12 protein-coding genes are annotated in these 12,247 nt (G+C 60.0%); 3 read left to right on the top strand and 9 right to left on the bottom strand.

Annotated features, from left to right (window positions below; translation table 11 throughout):
- Positions 1 to 10: 10 nt before the first annotated feature.
- The 4 genes from BFP90_RS16090 to BFP90_RS16075 all read right to left on the bottom strand — a co-directional run bounded on the left by BFP90_RS16090 (position 11) and on the right by BFP90_RS16075 (position 4,180).
- Positions 11 to 775, bottom strand: a complete 765-nt coding sequence (locus tag BFP90_RS16090; RefSeq protein WP_003171943.1) for an amino acid ABC transporter ATP-binding protein — start codon at positions 773 to 775, stop codon at positions 11 to 13.
- 11 nt (positions 776 to 786) lie between these two features.
- Positions 787 to 1,884 (bottom strand): amino acid ABC transporter permease, encoded by a 1,098-nt coding sequence (locus BFP90_RS16085; RefSeq protein WP_016978216.1) that lies wholly within the window; start codon positions 1,882 to 1,884, stop codon positions 787 to 789.
- Between the two features lie 10 nt (positions 1,885 to 1,894).
- On the bottom strand, positions 1,895 to 3,076 hold the full coding sequence (locus tag BFP90_RS16080) for an amino acid ABC transporter permease (RefSeq protein WP_065897350.1): 1,182 nt from the start codon (positions 3,074 to 3,076) through the stop codon (positions 1,895 to 1,897).
- A gap of 72 nt (positions 3,077 to 3,148) precedes the next feature.
- Positions 3,149 to 4,180 (bottom strand): amino acid ABC transporter substrate-binding protein, encoded by a 1,032-nt coding sequence (locus BFP90_RS16075; RefSeq protein ID WP_016978213.1) that lies wholly within the window; start codon positions 4,178 to 4,180, stop codon positions 3,149 to 3,151.
- 345 nt (positions 4,181 to 4,525) lie between these two features.
- Between BFP90_RS16075 and BFP90_RS16070 the strand changes: the two genes are divergently transcribed.
- Both BFP90_RS16070 and rhlB read left to right on the top strand, forming a co-directional pair.
- Positions 4,526 to 5,182 carry an alpha/beta hydrolase gene (locus BFP90_RS16070; RefSeq protein ID WP_065897349.1) on the top strand — a complete coding sequence of 219 codons (657 nt, stop codon included), beginning with the start codon at positions 4,526 to 4,528 and terminating at the stop codon, positions 5,180 to 5,182.
- 95 nt (positions 5,183 to 5,277) lie between these two features.
- Entirely contained in the window at positions 5,278 to 6,738 is a 1,461-nt protein-coding gene (rhlB, locus tag BFP90_RS16065) for an ATP-dependent RNA helicase RhlB (protein ID WP_065885869.1), read from the top strand.
- Positions 6,739 to 6,883: 145 nt separating this feature from the next.
- On the opposite strand, the gene moaE is transcribed toward rhlB, so the two are convergent.
- The 5 genes from moaE to BFP90_RS16040 all read right to left on the bottom strand — a co-directional run bounded on the left by moaE (position 6,884) and on the right by BFP90_RS16040 (position 11,059).
- Positions 6,884 to 7,333, bottom strand: coding sequence for a molybdopterin synthase catalytic subunit MoaE (gene moaE, locus BFP90_RS16060; RefSeq protein WP_065897346.1), 450 nt, complete (start codon positions 7,331 to 7,333; stop codon positions 6,884 to 6,886).
- A gap of 2 nt (positions 7,334 to 7,335) precedes the next feature.
- The gene (locus BFP90_RS16055) at positions 7,336 to 7,578 is read right to left on the bottom strand and encodes a MoaD/ThiS family protein (protein ID WP_065895319.1); all 243 of its coding nucleotides are present in this window, start codon (positions 7,576 to 7,578) and stop codon (positions 7,336 to 7,338) included.
- Entirely contained in the window at positions 7,575 to 8,048 is a 474-nt protein-coding gene (gene moaC, locus BFP90_RS16050) for a cyclic pyranopterin monophosphate synthase MoaC (RefSeq protein ID WP_056858942.1), read from the bottom strand. The genes BFP90_RS16055 and moaC overlap by 4 nt, the downstream gene beginning before the upstream one ends.
- Before the next feature lie 151 nt (positions 8,049 to 8,199).
- Positions 8,200 to 9,594 (bottom strand): PhoH family protein, encoded by a 1,395-nt coding sequence (locus BFP90_RS16045; RefSeq protein ID WP_065885865.1) that lies wholly within the window; start codon positions 9,592 to 9,594, stop codon positions 8,200 to 8,202.
- 340 nt (positions 9,595 to 9,934) lie between these two features.
- A complete protein-coding gene (locus BFP90_RS16040) occupies positions 9,935 to 11,059 on the bottom strand; it encodes a polysaccharide deacetylase family protein (RefSeq protein ID WP_065897344.1) in 1,125 nt (374 codons plus the stop codon).
- A 244-nt stretch (positions 11,060 to 11,303) separates the two neighbouring features.
- Between BFP90_RS16040 and yaaA the strand changes: the two genes are divergently transcribed.
- A complete protein-coding gene (yaaA, locus tag BFP90_RS16035; RefSeq protein WP_005785021.1) occupies positions 11,304 to 12,083 on the top strand; it encodes a peroxide stress protein YaaA in 780 nt (259 codons plus the stop codon).
- Positions 12,084 to 12,247 lie beyond the last annotated feature (164 nt).

Below are 12,247 nucleotides of genomic sequence, written 5' to 3'. Positions count from 1 at the left end.
CACCCATCGATCAATGCAAAATCTGGCTCAGGAACAACTTGGTCCGATCATTCTGCGGATTGTCGAAGAAGTCATTCGGCGCCGCCTGCTCAACGATCTCGCCCTTGTCCATGAAGATCACGCGGTTGGCCACGGTGCGCGCAAACCCCATCTCATGGGTCACGCACAACATGGTCATGCCGTCTTCGGCCAGGCCGATCATGGTGTCCAACACCTCCTTGACCATTTCCGGGTCGAGTGCCGAGGTCGGCTCGTCGAACAACATGATCTTGGGCTTCATGCACAGCGCGCGGGCAATCGCCACACGCTGTTGCTGGCCACCTGAAAGCTGCCCCGGAAACTTGTGGGCCTGCTCCGGGATGCGCACGCGCTCAAGGTAATGCATGGCGATTTCCTCGGCCTTGCGCTTGGGCATCTTGCGCACCCACATCGGCGCCAGCGTGCAGTTCTGCAGGATGGTCAGGTGCGGGAACAGATTGAAGTGCTGGAACACCATGCCGACCTCGCGGCGGATCGCTTCGATCTGCTTGAGGTCGTTGGTCAGTTCCACGCCATCGACCACGATGCGGCCCTGCTGGTGCTCTTCCAGACGGTTGAGGCAGCGGATGGTGGTGGACTTGCCCGAACCCGACGGGCCGCACAGCACGATACGCTCGCCCTGCTTGACGTTGAGGTTGATGTCTTTCAACACGTGGAACTGGCCGTACCACTTGTTGACGCCCTGCATCTGGATAATGCCTTCAGGGCTCACAGGCTGTTTGATCGCTTCGCTCATAACAACAACTCCTAACGCTTGTGGCCTGTGTCGAGCTTGTGTTCCAAATGAATGGAATAGCGCGACATACCAAAACAGAAAATCCAGAACACCAGGGCGGCGAACACGTAGCCTTCGGTGGCCATGCCCAGCCATTTGGGGTCGGCGGCGGCTTGCTTGACGCTGTTGAGCAGGTCGAACAGGCCGATGATGATCACAAGGCTGGTGTCCTTGAACAACGCGATGAACGTGTTGACGATGCCGGGGATCACCATCTTCAGGGCTTGCGGCAGTATCACCAGGCCCATGCTGCGCCAGTAACCCAGGCCCATCGCCGCAGCCGCTTCGTACTGGCCCTTGGGAATCGCCTGCAAGCCGCCGCGCACCACCTCGGCCACGTAGGCCGACTGGAACAGGATCACGCCGATCAATGCGCGCAGCAGCTTGTCGATGCCCATGCCTTCAGGCAGGAACAGCGGCAGCATCACCGAGGACATGAACAGCACGGTGATCAACGGCACGCCGCGCCAGAATTCGATGAAGGTCACGCAGACCACCCGAATCGCCGGCATGTTCGAACGCCGTCCCAACGCCAGCATGATGCCCAGCGGCAACGCGCCGGCAATGCCCACGGTGGCGATGACCAGGGTCAGCATCAAGCCGCCCCACTGGCTGGTGGCCACGTTGGTCAGCCCGAACGCACCGCCGTGCAGCAGGAAGAACGCGATGATCGGGTACAGCACCAGAAAGCTCAGGCCATAGACCGCCTTGCGTTGAAAGCGCGAGATGAACAACGGCGCCACGCCGACAATCGCCAGCCAGACGGTGAGGTCTACGCGCCAGCGCAGATCGCCGGGGTAGTAGCCGTACATGAACTGGCCGAAGCGCTGTTGGATGAATACCCAGCAGGCGCCTTCCTTGGTGCAATCGGCGCGGGTGGTGCCGACCCAGTTGGCATCGATGATCGCCCAGCTGAGGATCGGCGGCACTACCAGGTAGATCAGGTAGAACGCCAGCAACGTCAGCAGCGTGTTGAGCCAGCTGGAGAACAGGTTGGCGCGCATCCATGCCATCGGCCCGAAGACTTTGTTCGGCGGCGGCATATCAGGTTTGAACGTATGTGAACTCATGGGCGTTTCCTCACCGCTCGATCAGCGCAATGCGCTTGTTGTACCAGTTCATCAGAAGGGAAATGCTGATGCTGATCGCCAGGTACACGCTCATGGTGATGGCAATGACTTCGATGGCCTGGCCGGTCTGGTTGAGCACCGTGCCGGCAAACAGCGAAACCATTTCCGGGTAACCGATACCGGCGGCCAGTGACGAGTTTTTCGCCAGGTTCAGGTATTGGCTGGTCAGCGGCGGAATGATCACCCGCAGGGCCTGCGGGATGATGACCTTGCGCAGCGTCGGTCCGGGGCGCAGGCCCAGGGAACGTGCCGCTTCGGTCTGGCCATGGCTGACCGACTTGATGCCCGAACGCACGATCTCGGCGATGAACGCAGCGGTATAGACGGTCAGCGCCAGGGTCAGTGCCAGCAGTTCAGGGATCAGTACCCAGCCGCCGACGAAGTTGAAGCCTTTGAGCTCGGGCATTTCCCAGTGCAGCGGCGCGCCGAAGAGCAACGCGCACAACGCCGGGATCACGATGAACAACGCCAGCCCCGCCCAGAATTTATGGAACGGAACACCGGTGGCTTCAAAGCGCTTGTTGGCCCAGCGTGCCATCAGCACGATTGCCACGATGGCAACCACGACGCTGGCCACGAACGGCCAGAAACCATCAGCGGCAATCGCAGCCGGCATGTTCAGGCCACGGCTGCTGACAAAGAAGGTGTCGCCGAAATTGTGACTGTTGCGCGGCCCCGGCATGGTCAGGAACACCGCAAAGTACCAGAACAGGATTTGCAGCAGCGGCGGAATGTTGCGGAATACTTCCACATACACGGTCGCCAGCTTATTGATCATCCAGTTCGGCGACAGCCGCGCCACGCCGATGATGAAGCCGAGCAGGGTCGCCAGGACCACACCGATCACGGTCACCAGCAAGGTGTTGAGCAAACCGATCACAAACACCCGGGCATAGCTGTCCGACTCGGTGTAATCGATCAAGTGCTGCGCGATGCCGAAGCCGGCACTGCGCTCGAGAAAGTCGAAACCCGAGGTAATGCCCCGGTGCTGCAGGTTGGTCTGGGTGTTATTGAAGAGGTACCAGCCCAGCGAGACCACCGCCACAATCGTGATGATCTGGAAGAGCCACGCACGCACTTTGGGATCGCTGAAGCTGAGCTTCTGCTTGGGTGCGCCGATTTGATTTTGCATGAAGTGCCCCGAAAAGAATGGAACAGAACATCACCCGGCGGTTGGCCCACCGGGTGACAGAACCATCAGCGATCAGCGCACAGGCGGTGCGTATTGAATGCCGCCGTTGTTCCACAGCGCGTTCAGGCCACGGTCGATTTCCAGCGGGGTGCTCTTGCCCAGGTTGCGCTCGAACACTTCGCCGTAGTTACCAACTTGCTTGACGATCTGCACGACCCAGTCTTTCTTCACTTTCAGGTCTTTGCCGTATTCGCCGTCAGCACCGAGCAGACGGGCGACGTCCGGGTTCTTGGTGGACTTGGCTTCAGCTTCAACGTTTTTGGAGGTGATACCGGCTTCTTCAGCATTGAGCATGGCGTAGCCAACCCAGCGCACGATGGCCAGCCACTCGTCGTCGCCGTTACGCACGACCGGGCCCAGGGGCTCCTTGGAAATGGTTTCCGGCAGCACCACGTAGTCCTTCGGCGCGGCCAGCTTGCTGCGCTGGGCGAACAGTTGGGACTTGTCGGAGGTCAGCACGTCGCAACGCCCGGATTCCAGCGACTTGGCGCTTTCATCGGAGGTGTCGAAGGTGATCGGGGTGTATTTGAGGTTGTTGCCACGGAAGTAGTCGGAAACGTTCAGCTCGGTGGTGGTACCGGCCTGGATGCAGATGGTTGCACCGTCCAGTTCCTTGGCGCTTTTCACGCCCAGCTTGTTGTTAACCAGGAAGCCGATGCCGTCGTAGTAGGTGATGAAGCCCGGGAATTTCAGGCCCATGCCCGCATCGCGGGAGCTGGTCATGGTGGTGTTGCGCGACAGGATGTCGACTTCGCCGGACTGCAGCGCGGTGAAACGCTCCTTGGCGTTCAACTGGCTGAACTTGACCTTGGTCGCGTCGCCGAAAACGGCGGCGGCGACGGCACGGCACACGTCAGCGTCGATCCCGAGGATCTTGCCGCTGGCATCCGGCACCGAGAAACCCGGCAGGCCGTCACTCACGCCACACTGTACAAAGCCTTTCTTCTGCACGGCGTCCAGGGTGGCGCCAGCCTGGGCAAAACCACTGACACCCAATACGGCCGCCGCGGTCACGATGGCCAGGGTGGATTTCAATACCTTCATTCAAACCTCCAGTTGCTCTTGTTGTGTCGGAGCTCCAACCTCAGCGCACCCTTATGAGGCGATATCGACCCGTGTTGGCTTTTTTTGGGGTCAAGCAGCATGAGATCTTTGCGGTAATTCCAGTTGCTTCCCCACAAGCGGCAGTCACTGATAGTGTTACCGCCCTGGGAGAGTTCTGACATCGACCTACACATAGCAAGGCCCGTACCAGAGTGCCGGCTGAGTCGCTGAGTACCCGGTTCAATAGCAAAAGATTCAACCTTGCGACATTCTCTTAACAGATCAACCTGTCGCGCACCGTTGCGACGCACCCAATCGGAGCGCCTGCACATCTATGGAGCAAACATGACCGAACCCTTGATTCTAGAGCCCGCCAAGCCCGCAGACGCCTGCGTAATCTGGCTGCATGGCCTGGGCGCCGATCGCTATGACTTTCTGCCGGTAGCCGAAATGCTGCAGGAAACGTTACTGACCACCCGCTTCGTTTTGCCCCAGGCACCCAGCCGCCCGGTGACGATCAACGGTGGCTACGAGATGCCGAGCTGGTACGACATCAAGGCCATGAGCCCGGCCCGTTCGATCAGCCTGGAAGAACTGGAAGCGTCGACCGATACGGTCACGGATTTGATCGAAGCGCAGAAAAGAACCGGGGTAGACGCTTCGCGTGTTTTCCTGGCTGGCTTTTCCCAAGGGGGTGCGGTGGTTTTCCACACAGCCTTTAAAAAATGGCAGGGCCCGCTGGGTGGCGTGATCGCCCTCTCCACTTACGCGCCGACGTTCGACGATGAGCTGGAATTATCCGCCAGCCAGCAACGCATTCCGGCCCTGTGCCTGCACGGCCAGTACGACGAGGTAGTACAGAACGCCATGGGCCGCAGCGCCTATGAGCATCTGAAGACCCGTAGTGTCACCGTGACATGGCAGGAATACCCAATGGGCCACGAAGTGTTACCCGAAGAGATACGCGATATCGGCACTTGGCTGGCTGAGCGCCTGCGCTGACTCGCGCGTTTATGTAGTTGTATGACAGACGCACTACGCCGCGCCCGATTCTTGCATTACACTGGCCGGCGTACATTCCTTAACCAATTAATGAGATGACCGTGCTCAAAGCACTCAAGAAGATGTTCGGCAAAAGCGAGGCTGAGCCGCTCGCGCCTGTTCCCAGTGCTCCCGTCCCGCCAACCGGCAGCCGCAATGACGGCAGGCAGCCCGCCCGCACGGCACCTGTTGCCCAGCCAAACGTGACAGCGCCTGAACAGACAAGACCGGTTGAGGTCGCTGCCGCGCCGGTCGCGCCAAAGCCTCGCCGCGAGCACGCCCCAAAGCCGGTCGTCATCCCGTGGAAACTCGAAGACTTCGTCGTCGAGCCACAGGAAGGCAAGACCCGCTTCCACGACTTCGACCTGGCCCCGGAACTGATGCACGCCATCCAGGACCTGGGCTTCCCGTACTGCACGCCGATCCAGGCGCAGGTGCTGGGCTTCACCCTGGCCGGCAAAGACGCCATCGGCCGCGCCCAGACCGGCACCGGCAAGACCGCCGCGTTCCTGATCTCGATCATCACCCAACTGCTGCAAACGCCACCGCCCAAGGAACGCTACATGGGCGAACCGCGCGCGCTGATCATCGCCCCTACCCGGGAGCTGGTGGTGCAGATCGCCAAGGACGCCGCCGACCTGACCAAGTACACCGGCCTCAACGTCATGACGTTCGTCGGCGGCATGGACTTCGACAAGCAGCTCAAGCACCTCGAGGCGCGTCACTGCGACATCCTGGTTGCCACCCCAGGCCGTCTGCTCGACTTCAACCAGCGTGGCGACGTGCACCTGGACATGGTCGAAGTGATGGTGCTGGACGAAGCCGACCGCATGCTCGACATGGGTTTTATCCCGCAAGTGCGCCAGATCATTCGCCAGACCCCGCCAAAAGCCGAGCGCCAGACCCTGCTGTTCTCTGCGACCTTCACCGAAGACGTGATGAACCTCGCCAAGCAGTGGACCACCGACCCGTCCATCGTCGAGATCGAGGCGCTGAACGTCGCCAGCGAAAACGTCGAGCAGCACATCTATGCCGTGGCCGGTGCCGACAAGTACAAATTGCTCTACAACCTGATCAACGACAACGGTTGGGAACGCGTGATGGTCTTCGCCAACCGCAAGGACGAAGTGCGCCGCATCGAAGAACGCCTGGTGCGCGATGGCGTCAACGCCGCGCAACTGTCCGGCGACGTGCCACAGCACAAGCGCATCAAGACCCTGGAAGGCTTTCGCGAAGGCAAGATCCGCGTGCTGGTGGCCACTGACGTGGCCGGGCGCGGGATTCACATCGACGGCATCAGCCACGTGATCAACTTCACCCTGCCGGAAGTGCCGGACGACTACGTACACCGTATCGGTCGTACCGGGCGTGCCGGGGCTGCGGGCGTGTCGATCAGCTTTGCGGGCGAGGATGACTCGTACCAACTGCCGTCGATCGAGACGCTGCTGGGGCGCAAGATCAGCTGTGAGACGCCGCCGACGCACTTGCTGCGGGCTGTAGAACGCAAACGCCCTTAAGCTGAAATGCAATAAAAGTGTGGGAGGGGGCTTGCCCCCGATAGCGGTGGGTCAGCTAGACATAAGCTGGCTGATCCACTGTCATCGGGGGCAAGCCCCCTCCCACATTTTGATCTCTGCTGGTTTTGAGATCTGTCCCGGCTGGCTATTTCCAGCGATCTGCTGCCGAGTGATCACTGGCCCGCCCTTCAACCCAACGCGCACCTTCCGGCGTGTTCTCTTTCTTCCAGAACGGCGCACGCGTTTTCAAGTAATCCATCACAAATGCACAAGCATCGAATGCCGCCTGGCGATGCGCACTGGCCGCCGCCACAAACACAATCGGCTCACCCGGCTCCAGCGCGCCGATGCGATGCAGCACCTCCAGCTTGAGCAACGGCCAGCGCTGCTCGGCCTCCACGGCGATCTTGGCCAGGGCTTTTTCGGTCATGCCCGGGTAGTGTTCCAGAAACATCCCCGACACGTCGCGGCCGTCATTGAAATCGCGTACATAGCCGACAAAACTCACCACCGCGCCCACGCCCACATTGGCTGCGTGCATGGCGTTGACTTCGGCACCGGGATCAAAGGCCTCGACCTGCACACGTATGGCCATGCTCAGCCTCCGGTCACGGGCGGGAAAAACGCGATGTCGTCACCAGCCTGCACCGGTTCATCAAGGCCGCACAGTTCCTCATTGCGTGCGCACATCAGGCTGCTCTCGTTGAGCACTGCAAACTCCGGATCACCGGCCAGCGCCAGGCGCACAGCATCGACCGTAGCAAACTCGCCTTCCATCTCCAGCGAATCAAAGCCCACCGCTTCGGCGTAACGCGCAAAAAACAATACGTTGATGCTCATGCCTGGTCCGCCTTGAAATGCCCGCTTTTACCGCCCAGCTTTTCCAGCAGGCGAATACTTTCGATGGTCATGCCGCGATCCACGGCCTTGCACATGTCGTAGATGGTCAGTGCCGCGACACTCGCCGCCGTCAGCGCTTCCATCTCTACACCGGTCTGCCCGGAAAGCTTGCAGCGCGCCAGGATATGCACGGCATCCACGCCATCGGCGCGCAGTTCCACCTTGACGCCAGTGAGCATCAGCGGGTGACACAGGGGGATCAAGTCACTGGTTTTTTTCGCCGCCTGGATCCCGGCAATGCGGGCCACGGCAAACACGTCGCCCTTGGGATGGGCGCCGTCGACAATCATTTTCAGGGTGTCGGGCAACATGCGCACCCGCGCTTCGGCCACGGCTTCACGGAACGTCACGGCTTTGTCGGTGACGTCGACCATGTGGGCGCGACCTTGGGAATCGAGATGAGTCAGCACAGCGATACTCCTGATCAGGAGCAACGATTGTAAACCCAACACGGAACAAAATGTGGGAGGGGGCTTGCCCCCGATTGCGGTGGGTCAGTCAACAGAGATGTTGAATGTGCCACCGCTATCGGGGGCAAGCCCCCTCCCACATTGATCGCGATTACAAATGAGACTCGGCGTACTCGGCCAGAATCGAACGTGGTACGCCCTGCAGCGCGATGTGCACGCCGTTCGGGAAGTCCTTGAAGCGTTCCGTCAGGTAAGTCAGCCCGGAGCTGGTCGCGGACAGGTAAGGGGTGTCGATCTGTGCCAGGTTGCCCAGGCACACCACTTTGGAACCGGCGCCGGCACGGGTGATGATGGTTTTCATCTGGTGCGGGGTAAGGTTCTGGCATTCGTCGATCAAAATCAGGCTCTGCTGGAAGCTGCGACCTCGAATGTAGTTGAGGGATTTGAACTGCAACGGCACTTTGCTGAGGATGTAGTCGACGCTGCCATGGGTGTTTTCGTCATCCATGTGCAAGGCTTCGAGGTTGTCGGTGATCGCCCCCAGCCAAGGCTCCATTTTTTCCGCCTCGGTGCCGGGCAAAAAGCCGATTTCCTGGTCCAGGCCCTGCACGCTGCGGGTGGCGATGATGCGGCGATAGCGCTTGGTCACCATGGTCTGTTCGATGGCGGCGGCCAGGGCGAGGATGGTTTTCCCCGAACCTGCGGCGCCCGTCAGGTTGACCAGGTGAATGTCCGGGTCGAGCAGCGCATACAGCGCCAGGCTCTGGTAGATGTCACGCGGTTTCAGGCCCCAGGCTTCCTGGTGCAACAGGGGTTCCTGATGCAGGTCGAGGATCAGCAGCTTGTCGACCTGAATCTCCTTGATCCAGCCCACGAAGCCCTGCTCGTCGACGATGAATTCGTTGATATGCACTGCCGGCAGGTTGTCGGTCAGTTGCACCTGATGCCAGGTGCGGCCGTGGTCCTGGCGGGTTTCGACCTTGCTGACGCGGTCCCAGAACGAGCCGGTCATCATGTGATAACCACGGGACAGCATCGACACGTCGTCCACCAACTGGTCGGTACTGTAGTCCTCGGCAGCGATCCCACACGCTCGTGCCTTGAGGCGCATATTGATGTCTTTGGTCACCAGCACCAGGCGCAGGTCCTTGTCGCGCGCGTGCAGGTCGATCAATTGGTTGATGATTTTGTTGTCGTTGAGGTTTTCCGGCAGCAGGCTGCTGGGCTCGCTGCGTTTGTTCATCAGGATCGACAGCAACCCCTTGGGCCCGCTCTTGCCACGCTGGATCGGCACGCCGACTTCAACGTCCTCGGGCGAGGCTTCGCCCAGGGTCTTGTCGATCAGGCGGATGGCCTGGCGGCATTCGGCAGCGACGCTGTGGTGGCCGCTTTTGAGTTTGTCCAGTTCCTCCAGCACGATCATGGGGATGGCGACGTGGTGTTCTTCAAAGTTAAGCAGTGCGTTTGGATCGTGAATCAATACGTTGGTATCAAGCACATAAAGGATTGGCTGGTCGGAAGAAGGGGTGCGTCCATGATCATCCATACTCGGTCACCTTTGTGGGAGCCAGTCGACGCAATACCTGGGCGGTGCTGCGCCTCGATTCGACCACCGACTGCACCTGGTGTGACGTCAAGTGCAGTGCCCACATTAGGAGTCTTGGAAGACGCCACCTGTGCTGCAGGTTTCGGCGGTCTGACTTCGTAATACCGCAAAACCCATGACAGGAAAAAGCACTTTGACGCTTTTTTGAAGTTTATTTTTCAGGATGACGAATAGCACTAGCCGAGTGCCATACACCCCGTTAAAGTCGGAAGTCCGCCTGCATCGAAATGTCGCGGCAAATCACCCCGAAAATCCCCCTCGACCAACAGGGCCGGGCATTTCATCGAAATGCTTCACGACAGTCCTGCCAACCCAGGCCACTCTGCGCCGTCGACTGCAACAACATTGGCAATGCCACCCGCGCCTTGTCCTGGGGATCGTGGAACACAATCACGCCTTTGCGCCACAGCAGCATCAGCGTCAGCACCCGCTGCGCCGACTCTTCGGCCTTGAGCTTGCCCGGATCGTCCTGGGAATCGATGTCCCATAGCGCCACTTGCAGACCCTGGGCCTGAAAGAAGCCCTGGCTGTCCGCGCGCCGTTGCCCGTAAGGCGGTCGAAACAGCGGCACATAGTTTTCCGGCAGCAGGTTTTGCACCAGTGATGCGCTGCGGGTGATGGAATCCTGCCAATCGATCCAGTGGCTGTGAGAGCGATACTGCCAACCCTGGATACCCACGCACTGCCCCTGGTACAACGCCTGCACATCCGCAGCGGAACTGCGCTCCACACGGGTTTGCAGGCTGCTGCCGAGGGCGAAGAACGTGGCGTTGATCTTTTGCTTGCGCAGGTAATCGGCGAGCCAGTCGGTATTGCCGCCGACCGTTGCCGGGCCGCCATCGAAGGTCAGCAGGAACATGCGATCGTTAAGCTCATCGCCATTGCGCTCGTGGTCGCCAAAGCGCGCCACTTCGCTGCTGATCTGCGGCATCAGCGCGGCCTTGCGCAGCAGTTCATCGAGATAGCGCTCATGAAAGTGCCGGCTGGGCGCGGCCCAGCCTATATAGAACGAGTCGTCACTGACGGCGAACTTGCCGGCCTGCTCGCGCAGGTCGTCCATGTTTTCCACCAGATAACAGAACGAAGCGTCCTCTTCGCAGCTTTGCTGGGCGAACGTGTAGTTCCCCAACAGCCGCTGCCAGAGTTGGCGGCGCAGGTCGTCAATGGCGGCCAGGTTAATGATCTTCAGGCTCAGGCGCTGCTTGAGCGCGGTTTCGTCCAAGGCTTCGCTGACCAACAGGCCGTGGGCAAACATCAGGATTTCCGCCCGCGAGGCCACATCGAACAGCGCCGGGCTGCCGAGTTTTTCCGGCCAGGTGGCGCGGTCGAGGCTGGCGACATCCACCGGCGCCGCCTGGACATTCAGGCAGAGCAGGCAAGCCGATAATAAAAGCGCTAATCGCACACGGGGTCTCCCTCTCCAGAGTTACCGCCCATCATAGCGGACTGCCCCGCCCTTTTTGTGTAGGCGCGAGCTTGCTCGCGAAAAACGTCTGGGCACCGCGTTTATTCAGCCTGCCAGCATTATCGTTGACGACTTTCGCGAGCAAGCTCGCGCCTACACAAAAACCGGGGCCTATTGGCTTGATAGGTGGAGTCGAACGCTCCAACCCCCTAGAATCGCGCACACGATTCCAGGAGCCAACTTCATGCTGATGGTGATTTCCCCCGCCAAAACCCTCGACTTCGAGTCCAAGCCGGTCACTGCGCGCTTCACCCAGCCGCAGTACCTGGACCATTCCCAGGAACTGATCGAGCAACTGCGCGAACTGAGCCCGGCGCAGATCAGCGAGTTGATGCACGTCTCCGACAAGATCGGCGGCCTCAATGCCGCCCGCTTCGGCAGCTGGACGCCCGCTTTCACCCCGGCCAATGCCAAGCAGGCCCTGCTGGCGTTCAAGGGCGATGTATACACCGGCCTTAACGCCGAAACCTTCAGCGATGCCGATTTCAGCTACGCCCAGGACCACCTGCGCATGCTCTCGGGCCTCTACGGCCTGTTGCGCCCGCTGGATTTGATGATGCCGTACCGCCTGGAGATGGGCACCAAGCTGGCCAACGCCCGTGGCAAGGACCTCTACGCGTTCTGGGGCACGCGCATCAGCGAATGGTTGAATGAAGCGCTGGCCGCGCAAGGCGACGACGTGCTGCTCAACCTGGCCTCCAACGAATACTTCTCGGCGGTCAAGCGCACGGCCCTGAACGCGCGAATCATCAACACCGAGTTCAAGGACCTGAAAAACGGTCAGTACAAGATCATCAGCTTCTACGCAAAAAAAGCCCGGGGCATGATGAGCCGGTTTGTGATTGAAGAACGCATCAACGATCCGGCCAAGCTCAAGCAGTTCGATGTGCAGGGCTATCGCTTCAATGCAGAGCAGTCCAAGCCGGATAACCTGGTGTTCTTGCGCGATCACGCACCGGAATAAGGCCGTACAGAGACTGATGATCAAATGTGGGAGGGGGCTCGCCCCCGATGGCGGTGGTTCAGCTACAAACAAGCTGACTGAAAGACCGCTATCTGGGCATAGGTATCTACACAACTCTGTAGCGCCCAACCGTAACCACGATGCGAAGCGAGTCGCTCTTGATC

It is taken from the genome of Pseudomonas sp. 24 E 13 (assembly GCF_900004715.1).
Classification (GTDB): domain Bacteria; phylum Pseudomonadota; class Gammaproteobacteria; order Pseudomonadales; family Pseudomonadaceae; genus Aquipseudomonas; species Aquipseudomonas orientalis_A.
Note: the sequence above shows the minus strand (reverse complement) of the source record. Positions and strands in the feature narration are given on the sequence as shown.